26 protein-coding genes and 1 tRNA gene are annotated in these 26,435 nt (G+C 38.4%); 3 read left to right on the forward strand and 24 right to left on the reverse strand.

Annotated elements, in window-relative coordinates:
* Positions 1-9: 9 nt before the first annotated feature.
* The 8 genes from argB to ilvB all read right to left on the reverse strand — a co-directional run bounded on the left by argB (position 10) and on the right by ilvB (position 8,939).
* Positions 10-867, reverse strand: a complete 858-nt coding sequence (gene argB, locus VCHSUH03_RS03195; RefSeq protein ID WP_105086299.1) for an acetylglutamate kinase — start codon at positions 865-867, stop codon at positions 10-12.
* 10 nt (positions 868-877) lie between these two features.
* Positions 878-1,828 (reverse strand): N-acetyl-gamma-glutamyl-phosphate reductase, encoded by a 951-nt coding sequence (argC, locus tag VCHSUH03_RS03200; RefSeq protein ID WP_105086300.1) that lies wholly within the window; start codon positions 1,826-1,828, stop codon positions 878-880.
* A 122-nt stretch (positions 1,829-1,950) separates the two neighbouring features.
* Positions 1,951-2,961: an ornithine carbamoyltransferase gene (gene argF / locus VCHSUH03_RS03205; RefSeq protein ID WP_105086301.1), complete on the reverse strand. Its 1,011-nt coding sequence runs from the start codon at positions 2,959-2,961 to the stop codon at positions 1,951-1,953.
* 31 nt (positions 2,962-2,992) lie between these two features.
* Positions 2,993-4,177 carry a M20 metallopeptidase family protein gene (locus tag VCHSUH03_RS03210; protein ID WP_105086302.1) on the reverse strand — a complete coding sequence of 395 codons (1,185 nt, stop codon included), beginning with the start codon at positions 4,175-4,177 and terminating at the stop codon, positions 2,993-2,995.
* Between the two features lie 352 nt (positions 4,178-4,529).
* Entirely contained in the window at positions 4,530-5,852 is a 1,323-nt protein-coding gene (locus tag VCHSUH03_RS03215; RefSeq protein ID WP_105086303.1) for a fibronectin type III domain-containing protein, read from the reverse strand.
* A gap of 89 nt (positions 5,853-5,941) precedes the next feature.
* A complete protein-coding gene (locus VCHSUH03_RS03220; protein WP_105086304.1) occupies positions 5,942-6,529 on the reverse strand; it encodes a beta-class carbonic anhydrase in 588 nt (195 codons plus the stop codon).
* Between the two features lie 161 nt (positions 6,530-6,690).
* The gene (gene ilvN / locus VCHSUH03_RS03225; protein WP_024064414.1) at positions 6,691-7,203 is read right to left on the reverse strand and encodes an acetolactate synthase small subunit; all 513 of its coding nucleotides are present in this window, start codon (positions 7,201-7,203) and stop codon (positions 6,691-6,693) included.
* An 8-nt stretch (positions 7,204-7,211) separates the two neighbouring features.
* Positions 7,212-8,939: a biosynthetic-type acetolactate synthase large subunit gene (gene ilvB, locus VCHSUH03_RS03230; RefSeq protein ID WP_105086305.1), complete on the reverse strand. Its 1,728-nt coding sequence runs from the start codon at positions 8,937-8,939 to the stop codon at positions 7,212-7,214.
* 193 nt (positions 8,940-9,132) lie between these two features.
* Here ilvB and VCHSUH03_RS03235 point away from each other — a divergent pair, with 193 nt between their 5' ends.
* Entirely contained in the window at positions 9,133-9,411 is a 279-nt protein-coding gene (locus VCHSUH03_RS03235; protein ID WP_005385785.1) for a hypothetical protein, read from the forward strand.
* 51 nt (positions 9,412-9,462) lie between these two features.
* Here VCHSUH03_RS03235 and VCHSUH03_RS03240 read toward each other — a convergent pair whose 3' ends face one another.
* From VCHSUH03_RS03240 to VCHSUH03_RS03255, 4 genes are all read right to left on the reverse strand, one after another.
* A complete protein-coding gene (locus tag VCHSUH03_RS03240; RefSeq protein ID WP_105086306.1) occupies positions 9,463-9,792 on the reverse strand; it encodes a nitrous oxide-stimulated promoter family protein in 330 nt (109 codons plus the stop codon).
* Between the two features lie 9 nt (positions 9,793-9,801).
* Entirely contained in the window at positions 9,802-10,617 is an 816-nt protein-coding gene (locus tag VCHSUH03_RS03245) for a class I SAM-dependent methyltransferase (protein WP_105086307.1), read from the reverse strand.
* 405 nt (positions 10,618-11,022) lie between these two features.
* Entirely contained in the window at positions 11,023-11,487 is a 465-nt protein-coding gene (gene tnpA / locus VCHSUH03_RS03250) for an IS200/IS605 family transposase (RefSeq protein ID WP_038125930.1), read from the reverse strand.
* 239 nt (positions 11,488-11,726) lie between these two features.
* On the reverse strand, positions 11,727-12,482 hold the full coding sequence (locus VCHSUH03_RS03255; RefSeq protein WP_105086308.1) for a LemA family protein: 756 nt from the start codon (positions 12,480-12,482) through the stop codon (positions 11,727-11,729).
* 159 nt (positions 12,483-12,641) lie between these two features.
* Here VCHSUH03_RS03255 and VCHSUH03_RS03260 point away from each other — a divergent pair, with 159 nt between their 5' ends.
* Positions 12,642-13,061, forward strand: coding sequence for a hypothetical protein (locus VCHSUH03_RS03260; RefSeq protein WP_105086309.1), 420 nt, complete (start codon positions 12,642-12,644; stop codon positions 13,059-13,061).
* Between the two features lie 83 nt (positions 13,062-13,144).
* Here VCHSUH03_RS03260 and VCHSUH03_RS03265 read toward each other — a convergent pair.
* The 10 genes from VCHSUH03_RS03265 to moaC form a co-directional block, all read right to left on the reverse strand.
* A tRNA-Arg gene (locus VCHSUH03_RS03265) sits at positions 13,145-13,219 on the reverse strand.
* A 171-nt stretch (positions 13,220-13,390) separates the two neighbouring features.
* Entirely contained in the window at positions 13,391-13,849 is a 459-nt protein-coding gene (locus VCHSUH03_RS03270) for a low molecular weight protein-tyrosine-phosphatase (protein WP_105094043.1), read from the reverse strand.
* A gap of 36 nt (positions 13,850-13,885) precedes the next feature.
* A complete protein-coding gene (locus tag VCHSUH03_RS03275; RefSeq protein ID WP_105094044.1) occupies positions 13,886-14,527 on the reverse strand; it encodes a flavodoxin family protein in 642 nt (213 codons plus the stop codon).
* A 211-nt stretch (positions 14,528-14,738) separates the two neighbouring features.
* Entirely contained in the window at positions 14,739-16,985 is a 2,247-nt protein-coding gene (locus VCHSUH03_RS03280; RefSeq protein ID WP_105094045.1) for an autotransporter family protein, read from the reverse strand.
* Between the two features lie 150 nt (positions 16,986-17,135).
* Positions 17,136-17,858 carry a DUF4198 domain-containing protein gene (locus VCHSUH03_RS03285; RefSeq protein WP_105094046.1) on the reverse strand — a complete coding sequence of 241 codons (723 nt, stop codon included), beginning with the start codon at positions 17,856-17,858 and terminating at the stop codon, positions 17,136-17,138.
* A 261-nt stretch (positions 17,859-18,119) separates the two neighbouring features.
* The gene (gene typA / locus VCHSUH03_RS03290) at positions 18,120-19,931 is read right to left on the reverse strand and encodes a translational GTPase TypA (RefSeq protein WP_005385769.1); all 1,812 of its coding nucleotides are present in this window, start codon (positions 19,929-19,931) and stop codon (positions 18,120-18,122) included.
* A 302-nt stretch (positions 19,932-20,233) separates the two neighbouring features.
* Positions 20,234-21,166 (reverse strand): UDP-N-acetylmuramate dehydrogenase, encoded by a 933-nt coding sequence (gene murB, locus VCHSUH03_RS03295; protein WP_105094047.1) that lies wholly within the window; start codon positions 21,164-21,166, stop codon positions 20,234-20,236.
* On the reverse strand, positions 21,138-21,506 hold the full coding sequence (locus VCHSUH03_RS03300) for a YlbF/YmcA family competence regulator (protein WP_105089509.1): 369 nt from the start codon (positions 21,504-21,506) through the stop codon (positions 21,138-21,140). The genes murB and VCHSUH03_RS03300 overlap by 29 nt, the downstream gene beginning before the upstream one ends.
* A gap of 104 nt (positions 21,507-21,610) precedes the next feature.
* A complete protein-coding gene (gene trmL / locus VCHSUH03_RS03305) occupies positions 21,611-22,096 on the reverse strand; it encodes a tRNA (uridine(34)/cytosine(34)/5-carboxymethylaminomethyluridine(34)-2'-O)-methyltransferase TrmL (RefSeq protein ID WP_005385766.1) in 486 nt (161 codons plus the stop codon).
* 28 nt (positions 22,097-22,124) lie between these two features.
* Positions 22,125-22,637 (reverse strand): cyclic pyranopterin monophosphate synthase MoaC, encoded by a 513-nt coding sequence (gene moaC / locus VCHSUH03_RS03310; protein ID WP_105094048.1) that lies wholly within the window; start codon positions 22,635-22,637, stop codon positions 22,125-22,127.
* Positions 22,638-22,745: 108 nt separating this feature from the next.
* On the opposite strand from moaC, the gene VCHSUH03_RS03315 reads away from it, so the two are divergent.
* Positions 22,746-23,423 (forward strand): metal-dependent hydrolase, encoded by a 678-nt coding sequence (locus tag VCHSUH03_RS03315; protein ID WP_105094049.1) that lies wholly within the window; start codon positions 22,746-22,748, stop codon positions 23,421-23,423.
* Positions 23,424-23,547: 124 nt separating this feature from the next.
* Here the strand turns inward: VCHSUH03_RS03315 and VCHSUH03_RS03320 are convergent, their stop codons facing one another.
* Together VCHSUH03_RS03320 and VCHSUH03_RS03325 are read right to left on the reverse strand one after the other, a co-directional pair.
* Entirely contained in the window at positions 23,548-25,191 is a 1,644-nt protein-coding gene (locus VCHSUH03_RS03320; protein WP_105094077.1) for a vWA domain-containing protein, read from the reverse strand.
* A gap of 135 nt (positions 25,192-25,326) precedes the next feature.
* Complete coding sequence (locus VCHSUH03_RS03325) at positions 25,327-26,427, reverse strand: AAA family ATPase (protein WP_105094050.1); 1,101 nt, start codon at positions 26,425-26,427, stop codon at positions 25,327-25,329.
* Positions 26,428-26,435: the final 8 nt, after the last annotated feature.

Genomic DNA, 26,435 nt, shown 5'->3' on the forward strand with positions numbered 1-26,435 from the left:
CCTACTATATTACTTTACAAACATCGTGCCAAGACCTTCATCGGTCAATAGCTCGATAAGAATAGCATGTGGGATTTCACCATTGATGATAAATACCTTTTGGGCACCAGATTTAATAGCCTCTAAGCAGCAATCTACTTTAGGAATCATACCGCCTGCAATAATACCATCTGCTTTTAATTGATCCGCCTCTGCCATAGTGATTTTAGAGATTAGAGAACTAGGATCATGTACATCACGTAGCACACCATCAATGTTAGTCATAGCCACCATTGTTTCCGCCTTAAGGGCACCGGCAATTTTTGCGGCTACCGTATCAGCATTGATATTATATGTCTTACCATCAGCCCCCATACCAATGGAAGAAATGACAGGAATATAACCTCTACTGATAACATCGTCGATAATACTTGTATCAATCGTATCGATAGAGCCTACATAACCAAGCTCATCATTTTGTTTATGAACTTGAATCATATTACCATCCACACCACAGAGACCAACAGCCTTACCACCAAGGTCTGTTAAGTCTGCTACAAGGCCTTTATTAACCTTACCGGCTAATACCATTTGTACTACATCCATTGTCGCTTCATCTGTGACACGCAAGCCATTTGCAAAACGGGATTCAATTTTCATGGCATCTAGTGTGTTATTAATAGCTGGTCCACCGCCATGAACGAGTACAACTTTTACCCCTACTAATTGAAGTAGCATTAAATCCTTCATAACAGATTTTTTTAATTCTTCATCAATCATAGCATTGCCGCCATATTTAACGACAACGTATTGATCTGTATATTGTTTAATATATGGAACGGCCGCAGTTAAGATATGCGCCCGCATTGCATTTGTTACGTCCTTCATAGTTCCCTCTCTAACCTAGTGCTAGGCCTGTATCCTCAGGCAAACCTAAAGCAATGTTCATGCATTGAACAGCGGCACCAGATGCACCTTTGCCTAAATTATCGAAAATGGCATTAACCATAATTCGTTCATTGTTACCAGTTACATAGATTTTCATGCTATCTGTATTGCTCATTTGATTGGCATTTAACATACCAGTATTGCTGTTCTCAGTAAATGGTACGACAGTAACGACTGTGCTATCTTTGTAAAAGTCTTCCAATGTTTGTTGCACTTTATCGATGCTAACTGACTTTTGACATAAACGACTATGGATGCCCACAGTTACTTCCATGCCGGAATAATAATCGTCAACAATAGGAATAAAAATAGGTGCTTCACTAAGTCCACAAACATGTTGAACCTCTGGCAAATGCTTATGTTGTTGACTAAGACCATATTGACGCGGTGCATAGAGAAAATAATCCTTTGGTTCACTTTCATATTGGCCAATCATCTTTTTACCACCACCGCTATAGCCTGTTAAGGATGTGATAGTGAAAGGATAATCTGTTGGCACAAGACCAGCTTTTACAAGAGGTGCAATACAAGCAATCATCCCACTCGCATGACAACCAGGGTTAGCAATATGTTTTTCAGTAGCGATGGCTGTTTTATAATCCGCACCGAGCTCTGGGAAACCATAGGACCAATCAGCAGCCGTTCTAAAGGCAGTCGATGTATCAATTACCTTACATGGTAATTCACCGATAGCGGCCATGATTTCTTTAGATGCAGCATCAGGCAAGCAGAGGAATACAATATCAGCCTCTTTAGCTACCTCTTTAATGGCCTCTACATTTTTACGATCCTCATCAGCTGTAGCTAATAATTCTATATCTTTTCTATCAGATAACCGTTCATGAATTCTTAAACCTGTCGTACCTTCATGCCCGACAATAAATACTTTATACGGTGCCATAGTAAACCTCAATTCTCACCTATTGGTGACTCATACCTATATATACAGCTCTCAGTTATTACTTTCATCGATTATAAATAGGAAACAAACTATACCATACATCACCTTCTAGGGAGATGAAATTATTTCAAAGGATAGTCACTAAAGGTAGCAACCATAACAGCTTTGATAGTATGGAGACGATTTTCTGCTTCTTGGAATGCTAAGGAGTTTGGACCTTCAAATACCTCTTCCGTTACCTCAATACCATTCATGCCGAACCGTTCAAAGATATCTTTACCTACTTGAGTTTCCGTATTGTGGAATGCTGGCAAGCAGTGACAGAATTTTGTATTTGGATTACCAGTTAATGCCATCATTTCAGCGTTAACTTGGAATGGTTTAAACGTATTGATACGTTCTTCCCACATATCGTATGTATCACCCATAGTTACCCATACACCTGTATAGATTACATCTAAGCCTTTAACACCTTCCGCTACATCGTCTGTACATGTAATGGTAGCACCTGTTTCTTTCGCAACTTTCAAACATTCTTCATAGAATGGACCGGCTGGCCAGTATTGTTTAGGACCGATAAGTCTAAAGTCCATACCCATTTTAGCGGCGCCACTCATTAAGGCATTACACATATTAGATTGACCGTGACCTACATAAGCATAGGAGATTTCATTCAATGGTTTGTCGATATTTTCTTGAAGTGTCAAAAAGTTTGCTAATGTTTGTGTTGGGTGGTCCATATCGGTAAGGCCATTCCAAACAGGTACGCCAGAATAATCAGCTAATGTATCTACATCGGCTTGATCAAAACCTCTAAACTCGATGGCATCATACATAGATCCTAGAACACGAGCTGTATCTTTTAAGGATTCTTTTTTATTCATTTGGGAACCTGTAGGGCCAAGATATGTTGTATGAGCACCTTGGTCCGCAGCACCTACTTCAAAGGCACAACGTGTCCGTGTAGAGTCTTTTTCAAAAATTAATGCAAAGTTTTTACCTACTAATGTTTTGATTTCTTTGCCAGCTTTTTTATCGGCTTTTAACTTTGCAGCCAAGTCCAAGAAGTATTTAATTTCTTCTGGTGTGTATTGAAGCATTGTTTTAAATGATGTATGTTGTAAACTCTTCATAATAACCTCTTATTTCAAACTACTTATTTAACTACTTTTCTTGTAAAAATTCGGCGGCAATAGCAGCCATCATTGTTATACCAGTTTCCAGGATGCTTTCATCAATGGTGAAAGCCTCATTATGCAAGGCCGGATTACCTTCAAATCCAGTACCTAACCAAAGGAAAGCACCTTTTATTTTATGAAGATACGCGGAGAAGTCCTCTGCAGCCATAGACGGGAATTCAGGATGTACCACAGCTTCTTTACCAAGATATTTCTCTACAATAGATGTGGCATAATCAATGGCGTCTGGATTGTTGATAGTAGCACCATGACCACGTTTATAATCTAAGGTACTCTTTGTTTTTAATAACATATCGAGAGCTTGTAAACTTTCACCAAGACGTCGTTCTATATAATCCCGTTTTGCTGGTTCATAGGTACGGCATGTTCCTTCAAGGTATACATCGCCACAGCCTATATTGTATCTGTCGCCACCCTTGATAACACCGATGGTACACACGAGATTTTCCATTGGATTTGTTTCACGAGCCACAATAGATTCTACGTTTACAATCCAGTTTGCGGCTGCTACGATGGCATCTACCCCATTATGAGGCTCCGCACCATGAGTTGATTTCCCCTTAATATGAACAAGGAAGTGATCCGATGCAGCCATCAAATTACCTTTTTTTAAGCCTACAGTACCAACTGGAAGTTGAGGCCATACATGAAGACCATATATTTCATCTACATCATCGAGGATACCGCTATCTACAATGCCTTGTGCACCGGGGAATAACGCTTCCTCTTCAGAAGGTTGGAACACAAGCTTTACAGTACCGTGCAATTGATCCTTAATAGATTGTAAAATCGCTGCAGCACCAAGCAAAATTGCTATATGGCTATCATGACCACATGCATGCATAACACCATCGTTTTGTGATGCGAATGGCAAGCCTGTAGTTTCATGAATTGGCAATGCATCTATATCAGCACGCAAGGCAATGACTGGCCCGGGTTGAGCTCCTTCGATTTTACCGATAACTGCATAGTCAGAAACATCATTTACAAAAGGAATACCTAATTCACCAAGAACCTTTTGAATAAATAAGGATGTATTTTTTTCTTCACCAGATAATTCTGGATGACTATGGATATGTCGACGCCAGGCTACAACTTGTTCTTTATATTGTGCGGCATACTTCTTAATCAAATCTTGTAATGTGCTCATTACTCTATCTCCTTTATACACTGTATGCATATTTTATACATATTTTGTGTATTTTTATAACTCATGTACGTATTATAATACTATTGCTCGTATTATTCAAGTTTTATACATAATTATTGTATTTTTATTTGTCATGCTATGGATTAATTTTTATCATAGTCCTTAAAACTGTAATTTACATGAACTTTATTTAGCATATAAAATACCTAATAAATATATAATTATCTTTTATATGTTAACCTATTTTATGGATACATTTTAGAAAACAATTTGTATAAACACACAAAAAAGACACCTTCCAAAGAAGGTGTCTTTTACTTTTATATTCTTATGCTTTTGTACTCTTGTGCTTTTATTTCTCTATAACCGACTCATCTAGCTGTGTACCATCAGGTAAGAAAGCTTTTACAATCAATTTATTAGGTGTAACAGTCATCGCCATATAGTTATTCTTATCTCGATCTGGTGCCACATATACATCTAAAGGATGTTCTTTCCACTTAGGGCGACGAGTATCTCCGGCAATACCAGTCAGAATATATAATGGTCCCGAAGCATCTCGATTAAAGTTACGTACATGCCCTCTATTACGATAAGAATGTAAATGAGCTGACAACACTAAATCTACATTAAACTCATCAAAGATAGGCATAAACAATACGCCCTCTTCGTTGAATCCTACATCACGACTTGCGCCAGGGCGGTCAATGGCATATTGGAATGGATCCCGATGCATGAGAACTACGGTCCACTTTTTAGTATTTGCTGTCAAATCTTGGCGTAGCCACTGAATCTGTACATCGTATAAATCAGGATGATGCGTATCATGATTATCCTCATGATTGCTTTCATAAAGTTGCGTATCTAATACAACGTAATGAACATCACCGAAGTCATAGGAATAATAACGACGATTAAAAGTTTCATTCCCATTAGGCGGTACTGCGAAATAATTCAAATACGCATAAGGCTCGCGCATTTTCCAATCTAATGTATACATCTCGTGATTGCCTAATGTCGTTGCTAACGGCACATTAGCACTCAACGGTCTAATGGAATTTAACCAAGTGCGCCATTGATAGTCTTGTTCCCCATTATCTACAAGGTCCCCCATACTAATATACAGGGCTGTCCTTGGATTGCGATGTGCTGAGTCCTTTACAATCTCTTCCCATTGAGAATAATCCCCCGACTGAGAGTCTGGATAGATAAGAACATCATAGACACTAGCGCCAGCCGTTTCCAGGGAGTACCAATCACTACGGCGATCACTGCCATACCCAACACGATACTCATACTTTGTTTCAGGTGTTAACCCTGTCAAAGTGCCCTCATGAATATAGGTAGTACTGCCATCATCGGTAAAAGCTTTATCTGTAGCATTTATGGTTTGTATAGTATCGGTCCCATCTTGGCGATATTCTATGATAGCATCAGATTCACTACTATCAGACTGCCACATAATGGTACGGCTTGTGCTATTATCTTGAGCTACAATTTGCCGAATATAACGACTTTCAGAATCGAGTAGTGGTTTTATCTCTTGGCCACTCACTACAGCCGCTGTTCTAGCTATACGACTCTGTATAGCATCTTTATATACATAGCCACCTATGACTAATACAACCAATGCTGCAATAGCTATAATTGTTTTTAATAGTTTACTTTTATTCATATAGTTCCTTTATGTAAATATGTATTAAGTACTAATATGAACACATTATAAAACTTAAACTTAACTTTAAGTCAAACAAGATTTACCTACTATTTTTCGTAATATTGCTTCATTTGTGTATAGCCATTAACGATGACTTCAATTTCACCTGTTCTAGGATGGAAGATAAGACCGTGAATAGGTACGTCTTTCGGAATCAAAGGATTCATACGCAATTCGTCTACTGTGTCTTCTACATTTTCTACAGGATGTGTAAATCCATCTGCCCAGCGTTCCATTTCTTTACGGACCATATGAATCGCTTCTGGTGCAATACCACGAGCCAACATTTTTTCTGTTAGATCTTTTGCTGTAGTTTTTGCCATACCACATTCATGATGACCAATGATAAAGATTTCGTTAACGCCTAGCTCATAGATACATACAAGTAAGCTACGTACAACGCCATCAAAGGGACCTGTAATACAGTTCCCTGCAGTCTTTACGATTTTCGCTTCACCGCGTCCAATATCCATGGAATCTTCTAAGAAATTAACAAGACGTGTATCCATGCATGTAACGATTGCCATTTCTCGACTAGGCATCTTACTGCATTTAGTATCTGTTTCTACATAACCTGTATTTTGATCTTCTACATATTCTCTATTATGGGCTAAAATATCATCTAATAAACTCATAGTACCTCCTATATAAAAAGACCTTGGCATACAACCAAGGTCTCTATATCAATAATGGTCGATATAAATATTATATCATATTCAGTTGTACCCATTCTAAATCACTACCAGTCTTAGATCATTATCCTCCAGAAATAGATTTAGAATAATTAAGTTAAGACTTATCTATCAGGTGTAGATAGTGCTTCAATAGCTACGCTACCACCGCGTACAACTTCAATGCGATTGACAAACATATCTTTAAATAGAGCAATCATATCGTTATTTTTGGATACTGTTTTTACACATTGTACGAGAACAGATTTGCGGTTATAATCAACTACCAACAAGTCAAAGGTTTGAGCAATGCGGAAGATTTCTTGTTTATCTGCTTCTTTGCAACTGTTGACCTTAATAAACAATAGTTCTTTCTTTGTAATCCGCATATCTGTAAAGTCGATAACCTTAATCACCTCTACACTGCGATTAAGCTGTTTAATGATTTGTTCGTATGTCAAATCATCGCATGTGAGCTCAATGGTCATACGAGACATGGTAGGATCTTCAGTTTCCCCTACTGTCAATGTATCAAGGTTATAGTTTTTACCTGCGAAGAGGCCAGAAATTTTAGCCAATACGCCGATTTGGTTTTCTACATACGCTGAAATACAGCGTTTTTCCATATGTAATTCCATAGCCCCTCCTATTTTTTATCCTTTAATAACATATCGCTTAAAGATTTGCCAGCTGGTACCATTGGCAATACATTGAGCTCTGTTGGAATGATGAACTCAAGTAATGTAGGACCATCTTTGAAAGTATCTGCCAATTGGAACCCTTTTTCGATATCCTCTGCCTTCGTGATACGCATAGCTTTAGCACCATAAGCTTCTGCCAATTGTACAAAGTTTGGAACATATTCAAACTCATCATTATCGATCATATCACGCGTTACAATAGAGCTTTCATCCATCAACAAATTAGTACAAGCATATCGTTTATCGTAGAACAATTGTTGCCATTGCCGTACATTACCAAGGAAGCCATTATTCAAAATGATGAGAGTTACAGGTAAACGGTAATGCATAGCTGTGGCAAATTCTTGGATATTCATTTGTACACCACCATCACCACAGATAGCAAATACTCGTTTATCAGGGTTGCCAATTTGAGCCCCTAACGCCGCTGGGAACCCATAGCCCATCGTGCCAAGGCCACCAGATGTCAACATTTGGTGTTGTCCTTTAATTTCGAGGAACTGAGTAGTCCACAATTGATTTTGTCCTACATCAGTAGCAACAATAGGTCGTGCATAGTGGTTATTAATATAATCAATAACAATTTGAGGTGTTAAGCCTTCTTCACCAGCTTGTGTAACAGGGCGGTCAGCCTTAAGTTGTTGTAATTGTGCAGGCCATTCACCAAGATCATGAGGTTCAATATATTCTAATAATTTTTCAATAGCTAATTTAGCATCTGCTACAATCGGAATATCTACCTTAATATTTTTAGAAATAGATGCTGCATCCACATCAATATGGATAATCTTACAATTTTGTGCAAAGGTACTTAACTTGCCTGTAATACGGTCGTTAAAGCGTGTACCAATAGAAATCATTACATCACAATCAGTGAGTGCCACATTCGGTGCATAGCCACCATGAATACCAATATTGCCGAGATATAAAGGATGTCGACTATCGATAGCACCTTTACCCATCAATGTAGTTACAACAGGAATGCCTGTTTTTTCTACTAGCTTCATCATGAGGTCGTTAGCACCACTAATGCTAACGCCACCGCCTAATAAGAATAGTGGTCGTTTAGCCTTGCTGATAATAGAACATGCTTTTTTTACTTGTCCTACGTGAACTGTTGTATTTGGTTTATAGCCACGAATATTGACTTCTGTAGGATACTCATCAGAGCCCATAGCCTTTTGAATGTTTTTAGGAACATCCACCACTACAGGACCAGGACGACCAGTACGGGCAATATAAAATGCTTCTTTCAAAATACGCCCTAGCTCTTTACGATCACGAACGGTAACAGCATATTTACAGATATTGCGCACAATACCGACTGTATCCACCTCTTGGAATGCGTCATTACCCATGAGGCCCAAGTCTACTTGACCTGTAATACAAACAAGGGGAACACTATCAGCGTATGCTGTAGCAATACCTGTCACAAGGTTTGTAGCACCTGGTCCAGAGGTTACCATGCACACCCCTACTTTACCTGTACTGCGAGCATAACCATCTGCTGCATGAGCCAATGCTTGCTCATGACGTGGCAAAATCACTTTTACCTTATCTTGTTTATATAATTCATCCATGATATCAATGGTTGCTGCCCCAGGATAGTTAAATAGTATATCTACCTGCTCCTCTTGAAGGGCCTTCACCACATATGCTGCGCCTGAAATCATAGGTGCCTCCTTAACTATGTAAAAAATGCATATCGCATTCTCAATATTCTCATTCGATATATCTAAAAAATTGAATATCTTATATAGATGTGTTATACTCAGTAGTGTACCACATGTTGTGGTACATGAGTATGTAATAAATCTCAAATTATAGAAATATATATTAATTTTGTCTGGAAAGGACTGTAAAACCATGAAAGAAATCTTAGGTTTCCACTTAAACGGTTGCCCTTATTGTGCAAATGCATTCCGTGCTATCGATGAACTTGTTGCAGAAAACCCTGCATATGCAGACATTCATATCAACTGGGTTGAAGATCAAGACGCTCATGAGCTCTTCAAAACTCACCCTTATGAGTACTATCCAAACTTATGGTTCGACCTCGACAAACAATATGAGGCTCAACCTGGTGAAAGCTATGACCAAACAAAAGCATTAATCAAAGCTGTATTGGACAAAGCAATCGCATAAGATTATTACATGAAAACGTGATAAATCCATTAAGAAAGAGGCTAGCAAATGCTAGCCTCTTTTTTTGTCTTTCCATTCAAGATACATATGTCTAATAACTTGGATTGGTGATACAAATAACATCCTTGGTCCACCATAACGCATAATTTCACGGATTTTTTCACGATAATTAGGTGCATAGCAATGGGTTTTACATACACTACAGAATGTTTTACTATCCATATGCGGACATGCATCAATGCGATGCTCTGCATATTCCCAAACCTGCTCGCAATCCTCACATAGCTGACCCTTAGGAGTATGGTGCTTATTATGACAATAGATGCCAATGATTTGGTACATAGTTTTTAGTTCTAACTTACGTTTTTCATCAACTGTCATACTGTTCTCCTATTTCACAGACCATGATACCCAAGCCACTTTATCAACTGTTTTATTATGAATTTCTCCATTAATGGCTAATGGTTCAATGAGATTTCTAATTTCTACCTTCATATCTTCTATATCGCCCCATGTATTATTATGAAGTCGCATAGCAAAGTAATTAACCGCTTTATCAAGGCTCATAACCTCTGTTTCAGGCACTGTCTTATAGGTTACTTTTACATTATGCCCTATTTCATGAATAACATCTAAACATGCTTTCATCTTACCATCCCAAGGGAATGAATCGCGACCAAAGAAATGTTCAGATAACATATCTACTGTTTCATCACTGCGTTCACTAAAAGCGATCCACAAGCATTTGTCCTTACTTGATTCATGCATGGCGCGAATGTTTTCTACATCAAACATGATAGGGCAAAAAATACTATATGTTAAATCAAAGGTTTTATCCCATTTTAGTTCACGGCGAGTTTCATCAGACCACGGTGCAATATATAAGCTAAGATCTAAACCTTCTGCCTCTGCTAATTGTTTAGCACCACGAATCATACCATCAGATAGATCTATACCGGTTGCCTTATGGCCTTCACGAGCCAATCCTAACGCATAGTCACATACACCACAACCAATATCAAGGGTACAACCGCCTTTAGGGGGCAAAAGATTTTCATCCTTCAAGAAGGATAAAAACTTTGTAACCTGCGCCTTACGATCGTCCCGATTGTGCATTTCTACAAAGTAATTAGATCGATTATTCCACGCATCTTGCTCATTACGCCAAGTTTCATCGACGGTGAGTTCTTGTATTCTATTTGTCATTCTATCTCCTCTATATCACTACATCAAAACTATGCAATGATACAATTTAGTACTTTATTAATCTTAATTAGATAATCTATATATTATTCATCACGTCCTATATGCCTAGTGTTCCAGCTAAGATGTTCAGATTTTCACAAGGACATTTTTATTGTACATCATTCTCAAAATAAAATGTGTTACTCAAATCACATTTACACGTTATCTTGATATTATTAAATATATATTTTTACATAAATGCTATATTAGATGGTATTTTCAATCATAACCACCCGTAGAACGGGTGGTTTGCTCTGACCCTATAAGGGTCTTTCTCTAGTGGTGGCCCTCTAAAGAGGGCATTGAATGATCTGACAACCACTCTATTACCACTGGCTGCCCCCTACTCGGGGGCTTTTATTTTGCCTATTTTACTGGCTCACCTGTAAACGGGTCGGTATATTCTTTAAAGTTTAATGTATCTTGCGCTATATCCTCTTGTAGTTGATTGCGAATATACTCTTTTATCGCTCCTTCATATCGTCCTACCGTATCCACATAATATCCTCTACACCAGAAATGTCTATTTCCATACTTATATTTTAAATTTGCGTGTTTATCGAATATCATGAGGCTACTTTTACTTTTTAAATATCCCATAAAACTCGATACGCTTAAATGTGGTGGTATCGTTACTAACATATGAATATGATCCGGACAGCATTCCGCCTCTATAATCTCTACATTTTTTCTCTTACATAAATCTCTTAAAATTTTACCTACATCAGCTTTTATCCGACCATAAATTATTTGTCTTCTATACTTCGGAGCAAAAACAATATGATATTTACATCTCCATTTACTATGTGATAAGCTTTTTACGTCATTCATTGACATTGAACCTCCTATATTTAAATGTTGTGGTTGCCAGACCAACTCCATTTTATCACTAGGAGGTTCTTTCCTTTTCTCTAAGAATTTTTACCGACCCCCAGTTTAACTGGGGGTTTAGTCATGCCTATTCGGCGTACAAAAACAAAAAACTCCACTCAACGAGTGGAGTCTTTTATCTCTCATTTTACAAATAGATTTATATACTATCTGCTCATATACATCAATTGAATATATGATTACTTCTCTTCTTGTTTCTCTACTGAAGCAGACGCCTCTTCAATTTTAGGAGCTTCTGTTTCAGTTTTCTCTTCAGTCTTTACACTCTCATTATTAGAAGAAGATTCACGCTCTTGTTTAAGACGTGCTTCTCTCTTCGCTTGTGCTTCTTGCTCGCGTTTTTCAAAGGATTCTCTAATTTTATCTGTTGTATCCTTCAACTTGTCTGTGCCCTTTATAGCAAGATCTTTAATTGCTTCTGGATCAGCACCACTAAATTCAGCTAAAGCCTCTTCATTATTTGGATCAAAGAATGGGGCCTGTTTAAATCCCAATAAGGATGCCACAAATACCATTGGAATTTGGGCAATCTCACTATTATACTCTTTTACTTGGAAGTTATAAGTCTCACGTTTATTAGAAATGAACGTTTCATTTTCACTAATCGCTTCTAAGAATTTACTATATTGAGTATTGGCTTTTAACTCTGGAAATTGATTAGCTAAAGCTGTAATATTTTGAACTGCTTTTGCTGTTTCACGAGCCATATCTACAAAGTTATCAGACACTTTTAATTGAATTAATTTTTCATAATCATCATACTCATTTACAAGACCTGTAAACTGATTAACAATAGCTACTTTTTTCTCGTAAGCAACGATAATATTGGCACGTGCCTCTTTAATCTCTACAGTCAATTTTTGTAGTAAATTGTATTGCTTAACAAAAAAGAAAATTAAGAATATAATTATAAAAAATATAAGCGTAGAAAACATAGAACTCTCTCCATTTCGATTACAAATAACCATGCAATTTTGAGAATATTATACATATGTAAGATATAACCAATATGAAATTTCATTCATGAAGTGATATAAAATGATTTCATACATTACTTATATTTATTATAATAGAGATAAGGAGGACTTAATTGTATGGGAAAATATATGATAATCCTTATATTTCTATTGATTGCTATCGCTGTAGTTTTTGCTACTTATAACTTATCTATCATTAGATCTATGCCTCCTGAAGAGCGTTATAAACTTCTTTACTTTAAGGATGATCAAGTCTCTATAGGCATTGGCTTAGTAAGAAGAACATTTAAATTAAGCGATATTCGTGAGGTACGTTTTTCTAAAGGAAAACAATTCCGTAGTATGGGCAGTTGGGCCGGCAGAATACAAATTTGTAAACTAAATGGTAAAACAAGCCGTTGGATAGAATTTGATGGTACTGTCTATTACAAAAAGATGGTATATATAACTAATGAAGAAGTCATTGATAAATCAATAGACTTACTGATGAATGAATTCCAATCAAGAGGTATTCATTGTAATAAATATAGATGCTAACATATAATTTTCTGAACTATACATCAACCTAAAGAATAAAGACACATAAAAAGGCTTCTCGAAATTTCGAGAAGCCTTTTATTTGGTGCGCCTAGCAGGATTCGAACCTGCGCACCCGGTTCCGGAGACCGGCGCTCTATCCCCTGAGCTATAGGCGCATGAATACCTAAAAATTATACCATATTACGTTATGGTTCGATAGTATAAAGTATAAAGCAAGATAGTCTGTATATAGAAAAGACCTTACTATTAAATCAATTCAAGATTGGAATAACTATAGTTAAACTCAATCACTATTGCTACATCATCTAATAGTAAGGTCTTTATATTTATATTTTTTCTTTAATCAACGCTAATAGAGCATCACAGCTACGACTGACATCATCATAGGTTTCGTCAAAGTTTCCCGTATACCAAGGATCCTTTACATCACGGCTTTCACTAACAAAGGACATAGCCTTGTACACCTTAGAGTCTACATCATCGCCAATGATACGTTTTAAATTACGTCCATTATTCTCATCCATGATAATGAGGTAATCAAAATTATGATAGTCATCAACGGTCACTTGACGAGCCTTGCGACGAGTGTAAGGAATACCCATTTCATCTAGCTTTTGCTTAGTCCCATAATGAGTATCGTTACCTATCTCCTCACGAGATGTGGCGGCAGACTCAACGTAAATAGAATCGCTAAGTCCAGCTTTCGCAACGATATGCCTCATATAAAACTCAGCCATCGTTGAACGACAAATATTACCATGACAAATGAATAAAATTTTAACCATCATAACTCCTATAGTACCTCACCAAGGGCTAAGGTATTAACGTACAAAGTTCGTAGATACTTTTTTCTCTTTATCTGTATCTGGATATGGCACACCTTGCTCCTTAGCTACAGCAAAGCTACGCATCATCCAAACCATATTTCTCGCCAAGTTGCGCATGGTTTGCATACCTTCTTCATCTTGCTTAGCATCGTCGGCTACTAGACCATGGCTAATATTCCAATACGTAGAGCCTGCAATTGGCATTTGAGAAATACCAAAGTATTTATTGAGTACATCAAAGGATGCAGTTGTACCGCCGCGACGAGCTACGGCAATAGATGCACCGGGTTTAAAGGCAAATGGATTTGGCTTTACGCTTTCTGCACTATAGAATACGCGATCTAAGAAGGATAAAATACGTCCACTCGGATGTGCGTAGTATACAGGTGTTGCAAAGATAAAACCATCTGCATCTTTCGCTTTTTCTATGAAGGCATTTACATCATCATCCTTGAATACACATTCACCATGTTCAGAACAATAGCCGCATTGAATACAATCACGGATAGGTTTATTGCCTAGCTGAATGACCTCTGTATCTACATTGGCTTCACTAAATACCTTTTGCACCTCTTGTATAGCTTGCATTGTTGTGCCATTTACATGGCTACTACCATTTACGATTAGAACTTTCATATTATATCCTCCAAACTCTTACTTAAGAAGTTACATATTAACTAGCCTTTATATACTATCACAGAAATACAAAATTGTTAAAGTCTGTCCATCACAGCAAGCCAGTTAATATTTGCCTATTTGCCGCTATAGAATAATTCAAATAAACACTTTTACAAAAAACTCTGTAGCAGCTCGATTTAAAGCTACTACAGAGTTTTGATATGCCTAATTAAAAGTTATGTCTAACGCCAGCATCGATACGCCATGTATTATCTATAGTAGCACCAAAGTTTTTAGTGAGTGTGCCATATAGATATGTGCTAGGACGAACACTCCAAGAACCGCCGATTTCCGCATCAAGCCAAGTATCCTTCAAGTCAACTGTGGTTTGAACTGTTGGGTTACCTGGTGCAGAATATGTAGTATTTACCTTACCAGAGAATTCATGAGCTAGTGCTAATTTAGCAAAGATATTGGATTTTTCTGTTTCTTTACCAATACCAATGCCGATTCTACCTACAGCAGAGTTCACAGCATCAGATTTAACATGCATAGATCCGCCGCCTGCAATAGTTGCATCATAGGATACACCATTTAAACGACCTAGAATAAATTCTACACTAGGGTCGATATAGAAACCATTTTGTTTTTTAATGCGTTTGCCATATTCAGCACTCAAAGATGTACCAAATGTATGGTAGTTACCATTCAAACGTTGGCCACTAATTGAGTTAAGGCTATAGTCGTTGGATAATCTATTACCACGAGCGATGATATCAATATACCGACCATCGTCATGTTGTTTTGTACCATATAAGGCTATACCGCCAAGCTTACCGTCGCCACTGCCGTTGGCATAAGAGTTACTAGATGTACTGTAATCTAGGGCACCGCCGAAAATCCAGCCATTGGAGGCTTTATGATCATATCCGATTTGTACGCCATTGTACGTCATATGTGCATCAGCACCATCTGTAATCTTAGATTTACCGCCTATATATTTAGCCCATATTCCTTTATCTGTATTAGCTAGACGAAGATCACCTAAACGACGTTGTAAATCATTCGTATTATTTTTCCAGGCCATAACTGTTGAAGTAAGGGCAGATTTTGTGCCACTTACGAGTGATGATTCGCTAGCACGAATAACTTTTGTTGTATCATCTACAATGAGATGGCCTTGAGAATCAAAATGATCTGCCCCTAGATCTGCAACAGCACCAGGTGTAGTAACGCCTTCATTGATTTGAACTCTTGTGCTAAGCTTCTTATCATTGCCTGTGTATTGTAATTTCTCAGCTAATGCTTGAATATCCTTTTTGTAGCTTGCATCGTCGATGGTATTACCGGAATGGTCGCCTTGCATTGTAATATGGCTATTATCCGCCGCATGTTCAACGATGATTTGCCCTTTTCCTGTATCACTAGCCGGCACACCAGATTTATAAATAGCATTCACATAACCGCTATAGTTCTGAATTGTTATAGGCCGCGCATCGATAGGATGAATGTTACCTGCTGCAGTTGGGTTAACACCACCTACAAGATTGCGAATCTTACTGCCCTTGTATAGGTACGCTGCATTATCCCCTGATGGACGTTCTTTTTTAGGTGTAGGGCGCTCCATACCAATCCACTCATTATTCCAAGTAGCACCATTTTGTAGATAAATATCTGCACCAGAATTATGAGGGTTTTTATTGCTTTCAGCATATTCATTCAAAACAGCACCGGTAAGGCTAGAGTTAGGTGTTGTGAAAGCTAGTGCTATATTAGTTGGTTCTACATTGTGATTTGGATCTCGGCCATAATCCTTGTTGATAAGGCCCACATTACCAACAGCAACTAAGTCATGAGTGCCTGGATGTTTGCCATCAGCGCCTGCATTAACATATACATCCCCTTCTTCTGCTACTACAGAATAGGTATCAGATGTTTCTACAGGATGAGTGATAATCTTACCGCCTCCATCAACAAGGATATGACCTCGTTGATTGACTTGTAAACCAGAGCCGATAGCATCGATATCCACATTACCTTTTACATGAATATTAGTATCACCATAGTCTCGATCAGGGTTATCTTTACTTAGACGTGGCACCTTCCCACCGTAACCAGCATAAACAGCACTCATATAATAATGACCTAATTCTCGCTTCGATGCTGGTGCATCATTCTTTAATCGTACAATAAGGTCTTTATCTACCGTTAGTTGTGAACCAAATCCATTATAAATACCTGTAACATTCTTACTTTTACCAGCCTCTGTTAAACTTTTACCATGTACATTAACTGTTAATGTATCCTCTATGTGTTTAACCTCAGGTTGCGTTTGTACTGGTGAGCCCATTGTTAAACCCAGTAACTCCTCTGCTTTATCGCTAGAAACATTAATTTCTGTAGCCATTGCAGAATAAGATATACCTGTTAATACTAGTGCAGTCATCACGGCTGATACATGACGTCTAATCTTCATAATTCTCTCCTTCTTATATCATGCTTATAATGTTCTCACTAAATCACATAAAATTTATAACACCTAAAAAGCACAAAAAGACCCCCTTAGTCCAACTAAGGAGGTCTTCTATTAACTCACACACTCGGTAAGTACTAAAATTACTAATTATTATTCTTCAGGAGAAATAAGGAAGGACAATGCACTAAAGTATTTATTTTGTTCCCCTTTATTTTGTGTAGGGAATGCAACTTCAACACCTACTACATTTAAGCCATCTGCTGTAACAGCTACAGTAGCTTTACCATTTTCATCTGCTTTAGCTTCACCAGTTAAATCATTTACTAAATCTTTGATAAGAGGTGCATTCGCATATGGTTTACCATCTTTAAACACTTGGATTTCATATGTATCACCTTTTCTTAATGTCAATGGATTAACAGAAGGTACAATTTGAATAAATGCATTCTTATCTACAAATGGTTTTGCTTGTGCATTCCAGTAATGAACATCATATTTGATAGCATGTGTACTTTTAACCGCACCAGGAACTTCGGTGATTGGTTTATGAATTGTTTTACCATCTTTAGTCTTAGTCCAGTAGCCATAATCAAAATTAGTTACAGTTACACCAAGGTCTGTTGGTGGAATAATAGCTACATTTTTTTCATGCTTCACAACTTGTACAGGAATTTGTTTGCCTTGTACATCATATCCAGTAATATTTTTTACCATATCTGCACTATAAGCATTATCTACAGGACCCTCACCTAATACAAGTACTTTTTCATCTGTACGGTTAGCGAAAAACACACCATGTGCATCAACAGAAGAGCATACACTACCTGCAGCTAAACCTACAGCAAATAAAGATGCTAAAATTTTCTTATTCATAAGAACCTCCATAATCAATAATTGATTTCAACAAACTTGCTATTATTATACATCGATATGGATATTCCGTATATACCGATACCCGTATCAGCAAGATATTATGCAAACTCCATATATACAAGGTTCTATATTCCTATTAATCATAAATGATAAAATTATCACCAATTTTTCATATGAATATAATAAATAGGAATATCTTCTTTGTTATATATAATAAAAACGACGCCCCCATAGGAGCGTCGTTTTATATCACTAAGGATATTATTTTTTGTTTTTAGCAGCTTTCGCACGTGCGTTACGATCAAGGATTGTTTTACGCATACGAATACTTTCAGGTGTTACTTCAACAAGTTCGTCATCGTTGATCCACTCAAGAGCTTGTTCCAAGGAGAAGATACGAGGTGGAGTCAAGCGAACTGCTTCATCAGAGGAGCTAGAACGCATGTTAGTAACGTGTTTTTTCTTACATGGGTTAACATCCATATCAAGTTCACGAGTGTTTTCACCGATAACTTGGCCTGCGTACACGTCTTGGTTAGGACCAACGAACAATGTACCACGGTCTTGAACAGAGTTCAAACCATATGGAGTAGTTTCGCCATTTTCGAATGCTACCAAGGCACCGCGTGTACGGGAAGGAATTTCGCCTTTGTATGGTGCATAACCATGGAATACATGGTTCATGATACCATTACCTTTTGTAGCTGTTAAGAATTGTGCACGGAAACCGATCAAACCACGTGCAGGAATTACGAATTCCATGCGAAGGTAACCAGCTAACTCAACCATGTTAGTCAATTCAGCTTTACGTTGACCAAGATTTTCCATTACAGTACCCATGAATTCTTGAGGTACATCGATAGTCAATGCTTCTAATGGTTCGCACAATTTGTCGTTAATAGTTTTGAAAATTACGCGAGGTTTACCTACTTGTAATTCATAGCCTTCACGACGCATAGTTTCGATCAATACAGCCAAATGCAATTCGCCACGGCCAGATACTTTGAAAGCATCTGCAGAATCAGTTTCTTCTACCTTCATAGAAACGTTAGTTTCTACTTCGCGGAACAAACGATCACGTAAGTGACGGGATGTAACGAATTCACCTTCGCGACCTGCGAATGGAGAGTTGTTTACGGAGAATACCATGGACAATGTTGGTTCGTCGATGGAGATGGATGGTAATGCTTCAGGATTTTCAGCATCTGCTACAGTTTCGCCGATATTGATATCGTCGATACCAGCGAACGCAATGATATCACCCATTTCAGCTTCGTCAGTTTCAACACGGTTCAAACCATTGTATGTATATACACGACCGATTTTCGCTTTACGAGTGCTTTCACCAGTCATGATAGCCACTTGTTGGTTAGGTTTCATTTTACCGCGAACGATACGGCCTACTGCGATTTTACCGATGAAGTTATCGTAATCAAGTGTAGTAACCATGAATTGAAGAGGACCTTCCAAATCACCTTGTGGTGCAGGAATTTCTTCGATCAATGTTTCAAACAATGGTTCCATATTTACAGCTTCGTCATCCCAGTTAGTTTTAGCCACACCAGCACGAGCAGATGCGTATACTACAGGGAAATCTAGTTGGTCATCATCAGCTTCAAGTTCCATGAACAATTCAAGAACTTCATCTTCAACCTCTTTAACGCGTTGGTCAGGACGGTCGATTTTGTTGATAACTACGATTGGTTTCAATTTTTGTTCTAAAGCTTTACGTAAAACGTATTTAGTTTGAGGCATTGGACCTTCATAAGCATCTACGAGAAGCAATACGCCGTCAACCATGTTAAGTACACGTTCTACTTCGCCGCCGAAGTCAGCATGGCCTGGAGTATCAACGATGTTGATTTTAATGCCATCATGCATAACAGCAGTGTTTTTAGACAAAATAGTAATACCGCGTTCACGTTCCAAGTCGTTGGAGTCCATTACGCGTTCTGCTACTTTTTCATTTTCACGGAACACATGGCTTTGTTTTAATAACGCGTCCACCAAAGTAGTTTTACCATGGTCAACGTGGGCGATAATCGCTACATTACGAAGATTTTCGCGAATCATAAGATCCTCCCTTTAATTCCTTTAGTATATTCTATATCATATAACGCTTGTGAAAGTCGCTATATAGGTATATTCCCAAAATTGGCAACACTTAATTATAACGTAGTCTATAGAAAAAAGTCAAAGAAGTACAGAATTTCTAATCATGGCAATTTCTACATTTGATTATACTTTTGAGTCATCTTAAGGCTAAATTAGCTACATAAGCATATGGTATTAAAAAAGATTTCTTATGATACCTTGCCTCAAATAAGATAAGAGGAACGTCACATAAGAAATCTTGTATTAATATTTAGTTTGTATTAGTCTTCACCAATCATACGTACTTCTGGCTCCAGATGTACACCATGTTGATCATATACGCGTTTTTGTACCTCTTTGATAAGATCAAGTACATCTTTAGCTTTAGCATTACCAGTGTTGATAACAAAGCCAGCATGCTTATGAGATACTTGTGCATCACCAACAGATAATCCTTTAAGACCTGTTTGTTCAATCAAAGTACCTGCAAAATACCCTGGTGGGCGCTTAAAGGTTGAACCTGCGCTAGCATACTCTAAAGGTTGTTTAGATTCGCGCTTTTCTGTGAGCTCATCCATGCGAGCCTTAATAGCATCCTTATCACCAGGTTGTAACGTCATAATAACCTCTCCAATAACCTCATGGTTATCGTGGAATACGCTATGACGATATCCAAAATCTAAGTGAGATGCATCGTACTCCTTAATATTGCCCTCGAAGTCTACAGCTAGTACTGAAGTGACCACATGGCTCATTTCCCCGTCATAAGCACCTGCATTCATAAATACAGCACCACCAAGTGTACCTGGAATACCAATGGCAAATTCAAGGCCAGATAGTCCGTTTTCCCAAGCAAATTCAGAAGCATCTTTTAACATATAACCAGAACCAATGCATAATACATTATCATTGCAATCCATGATTTGTGTCATATGTCGAACCGATACGACAGCACCGCGAATACCACCATCCTTCACCAAAATATTGGAGCCGCAACCGATAACAGTTACAGGCACTTTGAGTTCATGAATGGTGCGTAGCGTAAAGCTCAACTCATCCATCGTTGTAGGTTCAATAAATAAGTCAGCAGGACCACCAATTTTAAATGTCGTATGATGACAAAGCAGTTCCTGTTCTCGTACACGTGTACTAGGTAATTTCTCTAATAAGGCTTCTTTTAAGGCCTTAATGTTTTGGTTGTTGTTGTTCGCCATGATCTAACACTTTCATCCCCTCAGTGATTGGTTCGCTAATGATTTTATAAATATCATTAGAGATTTGGCTCCAACGCATTTGTGCTTGTAAATAAGCAGCCGCTGCAGCATTTTCTTGAATTTGAGGCATCATTTCCTCTTGTTTCTTTTGCAATTCATCAGCTTCTGGTGCACCAGACAACTTCGCGTATTCCCATTGCATTTGTTGTGCCATAAATGTGCGTACCAACGCCGCTGCTACTGCGTCAGCTTTCAAAGCTTCTTGAGCTGCCATTAACTCTTTGTACTCTTCGGATTCACGCATAGCGTGAGCTAAATCATGAGCTTTATCGTAGTTCATAATATCCTCCTCTAACAACACCTGTCAAAATACTACCTCTCATGTAGATTGGGTAGGATTTCTAACATATATTTATTGTATATATCTCAATGGTGAAAGTATATTTATTTAGGTTGAATCCAGTTGCCTTCGGCTTTAAGATCTGGATAATCAAGTTGGCGCATAGCTTCATAGGCAATAATGGCTACCGCATTAGATAAGTTTAAAGAACGCGCCTCATCTACCATTGGTATGCGAATGCATGTTTCTTCAACACCTTCTAATAAGCTTTCAGGCAAGCCTCTTGATTCAGGGCCAAATACGAGCATATCTCCGATTTCATACTTTACCTCGGAGTGGGTATGCTTTGCTTTTGTAGTAGCGTAGAAATATCTGCGATCAGGATATTTCGCATACAACTCTTGAATATTTTCATGTACCTGCACATCTACCAAATGCCAATAATCGAGACCAGCTCGTTTCACGTGCTTATCGTCGATAGAAAAACCAAGTGGTTTGATAAGATGTAGGGTCATGTGATTAGCTGCGCATAAACGCGCTATATTTCCTGTATTGCCAGGGATTTCTGGCTCATAAAGTACTATTTCCATTTTCGTTCCCCTATTCTTTATATCTATATTATTCTACAAAGGAACGCACAAAATGTCCACTTTTCCCGCCTTCTTTTTCTACGAGGTATGTAGGGCCCATAATCATGCCTTTATCAATGGCCTTACACATATCGTATACGGTGAGCAATCCCACTTGTACAGCTGTAAGGGCCTCCATTTCAACGCCCGTTTTTCCCGTAGTCTTAACGATGGCACGTACCTTGACGGCCTTGTTATGATTTTCATCAGTGCAAGCAGGGCTTTCACCATCTACTAAAGTGCAGTGAACCTCAACCTTAGTCAATGCCAGCGGATGGCATAGGGGAATGAGATTACTCGTTTGCTTAGCCCCCATAATAGCTGCTAATTGAGCTACACTAAGGACATCGCCCTTTTTTATAGTACCTGCAGCAATGCGCTCATAAATTGCATCATTGATTGCTATGAATCCTTCTGCGATAGCTGTGCGGGATGTGACATCCTTATCGGATACGTCTACCATCCAAGCATTACCATCTTGGTCAAAATGTGTTAAATCCATACTATATCCTTACTAATTATGCATAAATTATCATCAATAGTTTTATTTTCATTAGTTATATTATACAATAGAATTAAGATTTATATGTATAAGGAAGGAAGTGTTCCTATGAAAACAAAATTAACTTATTTCGGCCACGCTTGCTTTATGCTCACTCGCGGTGATGTATCCATGATTTTCGACCCATTCTTAACGGGTAATACATGGGATATCGCAAAAAAAGAAGATATCAAATGCCAATATATCTTTGTTAGCCACGGTCACGATGACCATTATGGCGATACAGATTTCATCGCTAAAGCAAACGATGCTCTCGTCATCTCTACAGCTGAGGTAGCTGGCAAAGCAGCCGCTGCAGGATGTCGTACTCATGCAATGCATTTAGGCGGTAAATTTGACTTTGAATTCGGTTCTGTTCGCATAGTACCTGCCTTCCATGGTGCTGGTGTGCCTGGTGGCCATGCAGCAGGTTGTATCGTAGATTTCTATGGAGATATTGTATACTTCGCAGGTGATACAGCACTCTTTAGCGATATGAAATTGTTGAATCGCTTTGGCGATATTGACTACGCTTTACTTCCTATCGGCGATAACTTCACGATGGGCGTTGAAGATGCAGCTCTTGCTGCTTCTTATGTAAAAGCGCGTATCTCCATTCCAATTCACTACAAAACATGGCCTGTTATCGACCGTGAACCAGGTGTATTTACAAGCTTAGTTGAAGGCAAATACAATCAAACAGCCCTCATTATCGATCCAGGTTCCTCTATCGAGCTCAATAGCTAAAATAAAAAATAACATCTACGTAGAAATGACGCAATTCTAAGGAATTGCGTCATTTTTATATTCTTTTATAAACGCTTCTCTAGGTTAAACCAAAATATATCACTGCGCACCTTTATAAAGCAGCCTAAACCTCTTGGTTAGCCATAGAAAAGCCACTACGACTAGACATACGTACAAATTCATCTATATCTTGTGTTTCATCTACACCTACATAACCTAGCTCGCGAACCATACCGTATGGATTATGCAAGGATAATTGAGGGTTTTCACCGGTCAATACCCAAAGTACTTTATAGCCTTTTGGAGCTTCCCGGAGGCGCTCCTCGCCTTTACCATCCGTAAAGTATACTAGTAAATCTACACGATTTTGATTAGCTAAAGAAAACACAGGCCCGAAAGCTGTGGCACCGCGCACATCAAGGCGAGGCTTTACATCTTTTACTGATTCCATCGTATACGTACGGCGCACCTCATTATCACATTCTACAACGGTAATGCGATGGTTATAGGCATGTACAATTTGCAGTACTTGTTCTAAGGCGTTCGTAAACTCTGCATCGGTAATACTACCACTCATATCGAGAGCAACCCATACATTAGCCTTATGTTGACGCAAGGTACCAGACAACTCCAAGCGCTCAGGTTGACGACGATTGCGCCGCATCGTCGTTTTTTTGTACCCACTTGCTACCTTGCCCATGAGCTTTTTAAGGTAGAAATACCACGGAAGAGCACGACGTGTCTTTTGGAAGGTATCGATGAGACTCTTCACATACCCTTCCATATCACCTTTTGAGGCTTCGTTGATATAGCGCTCCGTAATTTGGTCCATCGTATCTGTATCAATGGAATCAGATTCATCCCAAATATCATGGCTAGTTTGAGGGTCAAACTCCATAGCTACAGCTGTATCAGAATTATCTACAGGTACAAAGAGTTCAGGCTTTTCCTTCATCGCCTTATCGATGGCCTTGGCGTAATACTCAATGGTACGGAATCGTTTGAGCATCAATCCAAAACGTTCATTAACATTGGCTACAGTAACCGCATCACGATCAACATGTTCTAAGTAGTCATTTACAACCATATCCATCGCCATATGTACGGCCGTTTTATTAAAGCTTTGACTCAATGTTTTTACGCGCATCAAATGTGCAGAAATAATATGAAGAATTTCACGCTTAATGCCATCTTTCATAACATCTGGTGGCTGGCGTAGTAAGATAAAAGGATTTACATATAATACATAGCCACCTTGTTTTAAGTTAATACCGAAGGCACTGGTCATATCAAAACGAATACGATGAGCCATTTGTAAATAGAAATAACCAAAGAATTGGTCCTCTTCAAGGAGTAAGCTATTTACATCATGCAAAATATTCCATAATCGTTGCTCAAAGGCAGGTGTCATCACGGCTTGTTGCATTATCGCAAAATCGGTGCCTTCAATTTGTATCTCATCTAAGGCACGTCCTATGGTCCCTATATGACTGTCTGACATATTGTGATTCATCAAGTCCGCCGCTATGCGTTCTGGTTCCATGCTATGATGTTGTGCTTCATAACTATCTACATAGGCTTCGTAGGCAGCATAGATTTGCGTGTACAAGGCCTCTGATTCACGATGAATACGTTCCCGTTTTGCATGCCAACGATCGAGAGCCTCGATGGCCTTCTCATCATAGGAACCTGTTTTCTCCCACCCGTCTATATGAGTGAGTAAATCAGAGGCGTCGCGAATATCATCTTTATCTAAATTTCGTTGCATCATTCCACCTCCTTTTTCGTTTAACATCAGATTTTATGTATATCATGTTTTATATATTGGTTATTGTATCCCCAATCATTCGCTAAATTTCTTTGTCCATATAGACAGCTTCATTTAATTAACTATGGAGCAGAACTATTTTTGTGCTTCAAAGAAGGTATCGATGAACAAGTCATCTTCAATCGCATAGGCGTATACCCGTTCATAAGTGTTTCGTAAATCTTTCATAACTGCTACGCGTAGATCACCAGGATACAATGTAAGGAATTCAATGAAGTGATGAACTTCTTCGGCATTGCTATTGCGGTTTAAACGATGCAACATATTTTTAGCCGCTACGTATAAGCGTGTTGGACTTTCACTTTTAACCTGTTCAGCCATAGACATAATGGCCCCTGGCTTTTGAACCGCCGCCAATACATCATCAAATGTAATAAGTGGTTCTTGGTCTGACTCGATAAAGTTTACAAACGCCTCAGCAATGAGTTTACCTACGTTACCGCGGATAACATTCATAAATACATCGCGACTATAGGCTGAATCTTCTTGGTTTTTATAAATCGTATACAGGCCAGATACGCGTTCAAAGGAGCGTGGTGTAGCATCAATATCATCTTCATGTCGTTGATTTAAATACTCTGGATAGGAAGAAATGAATTCGATAACTTTTTCCTCAATACCAGCACTTATAGCCCAATCAATCCATTGCATATAATCAGCATTCATATAGAGCCATACAAAACGGTTTTGTTGTGCCGGGTCCATGTCGATAGTTTGGTAGTCAAAAGAATCCTCAGGGTTCATAGCGGCGATGATACGCACTTGATCACTTAAAGAGAAGCCATTGATTTCACGATTCAAGATAAGATTCATTAACTCCTGTTGTACTGCATGTTCAGCACGGTTAATTTCATCGATAAATAGTAATACTTGACGACCTTTATCCACAGCTTGAGCCACATGTTCCAACGTATGATGTACAGCATACACTGTAGTCTTTACAGAATGTGTGTTACCACGACCATCTGTATGTGTTACAGATTCTACAGTTGGTAAACCACCAATTTCACCTTCTTTTAAAAGATTTCCATCAATGGTTACCAATTCCCAGTCATGCACAGTAGCTACGCGTGCCGCAAGAGATGTTTTACCAATGCCCGTTTCACCAACGAGCAAAGGCACTTGATTAGCGGCAAGCACTAATTCTACACTTGTCATTGTATCTATAAAGTTCATTGTGTCTC

The sequence above is a fragment of the Veillonella infantium genome (genome assembly GCF_002959895.1).
GTDB lineage: Bacteria > Bacillota > Negativicutes > Veillonellales > Veillonellaceae > Veillonella > Veillonella infantium.

Coding starts and splice junctions, on each gene's coding strand:
- argB (WP_105086299.1), bottom strand. CDS start 867: ATGAAGGACGTAACAAATGCAATGCGGGCGCATATCTTAACTGCGGCC.
- argC (WP_105086300.1), bottom strand. CDS start 1,828: ATGGCACCGTATAAAGTATTTATTGTCGGGCATGAAGGTACGACAGGT.
- argF (WP_105086301.1), bottom strand. CDS start 2,961: ATGAAGAGTTTACAACATACATCATTTAAAACAATGCTTCAATACACA.
- VCHSUH03_RS03210 (WP_105086302.1), bottom strand. CDS start 4,177: ATGAGCACATTACAAGATTTGATTAAGAAGTATGCCGCACAATATAAA.
- VCHSUH03_RS03215 (WP_105086303.1), bottom strand. CDS start 5,852: ATGAATAAAAGTAAACTATTAAAAACAATTATAGCTATTGCAGCATTG.
- VCHSUH03_RS03220 (WP_105086304.1), bottom strand. CDS start 6,529: ATGAGTTTATTAGATGATATTTTAGCCCATAATAGAGAATATGTAGAA.
- ilvN (WP_024064414.1), bottom strand. CDS start 7,203: ATGGAATTACATATGGAAAAACGCTGTATTTCAGCGTATGTAGAAAAC.
- ilvB (WP_105086305.1), bottom strand. CDS start 8,939: ATGATTTCAGGCGCAGCATATGTGGTGAAGGCCCTTCAAGAGGAGCAG.
- VCHSUH03_RS03235 (WP_005385785.1), top strand. CDS start 9,133: ATGAAAGAAATCTTAGGTTTCCACTTAAACGGTTGCCCTTATTGTGCA.
- VCHSUH03_RS03240 (WP_105086306.1), bottom strand. CDS start 9,792: ATGACAGTTGATGAAAAACGTAAGTTAGAACTAAAAACTATGTACCAA.
- VCHSUH03_RS03245 (WP_105086307.1), bottom strand. CDS start 10,617: ATGACAAATAGAATACAAGAACTCACCGTCGATGAAACTTGGCGTAAT.
- tnpA (WP_038125930.1), bottom strand. CDS start 11,487: ATGAATGACGTAAAAAGCTTATCACATAGTAAATGGAGATGTAAATAT.
- VCHSUH03_RS03255 (WP_105086308.1), bottom strand. CDS start 12,482: ATGTTTTCTACGCTTATATTTTTTATAATTATATTCTTAATTTTCTTT.
- VCHSUH03_RS03260 (WP_105086309.1), top strand. CDS start 12,642: ATGGGAAAATATATGATAATCCTTATATTTCTATTGATTGCTATCGCT.
- VCHSUH03_RS03270 (WP_105094043.1), bottom strand. CDS start 13,849: ATGGTTAAAATTTTATTCATTTGTCATGGTAATATTTGTCGTTCAACG.
- VCHSUH03_RS03275 (WP_105094044.1), bottom strand. CDS start 14,527: ATGAAAGTTCTAATCGTAAATGGTAGTAGCCATGTAAATGGCACAACA.
- VCHSUH03_RS03280 (WP_105094045.1), bottom strand. CDS start 16,985: ATGAAGATTAGACGTCATGTATCAGCCGTGATGACTGCACTAGTATTA.
- VCHSUH03_RS03285 (WP_105094046.1), bottom strand. CDS start 17,858: ATGAATAAGAAAATTTTAGCATCTTTATTTGCTGTAGGTTTAGCTGCA.
- typA (WP_005385769.1), bottom strand. CDS start 19,931: ATGATTCGCGAAAATCTTCGTAATGTAGCGATTATCGCCCACGTTGAC.
- murB (WP_105094047.1), bottom strand. CDS start 21,166: ATGGCGAACAACAACAACCAAAACATTAAGGCCTTAAAAGAAGCCTTA.
- VCHSUH03_RS03300 (WP_105089509.1), bottom strand. CDS start 21,506: ATGAACTACGATAAAGCTCATGATTTAGCTCACGCTATGCGTGAATCC.
- trmL (WP_005385766.1), bottom strand. CDS start 22,096: ATGGAAATAGTACTTTATGAGCCAGAAATCCCTGGCAATACAGGAAAT.
- moaC (WP_105094048.1), bottom strand. CDS start 22,637: ATGGATTTAACACATTTTGACCAAGATGGTAATGCTTGGATGGTAGAC.
- VCHSUH03_RS03315 (WP_105094049.1), top strand. CDS start 22,746: ATGAAAACAAAATTAACTTATTTCGGCCACGCTTGCTTTATGCTCACT.
- VCHSUH03_RS03320 (WP_105094077.1), bottom strand. CDS start 25,191: ATGCAACGAAATTTAGATAAAGATGATATTCGCGACGCCTCTGATTTA.
- VCHSUH03_RS03325 (WP_105094050.1), bottom strand. CDS start 26,427: ATGAACTTTATAGATACAATGACAAGTGTAGAATTAGTGCTTGCCGCT.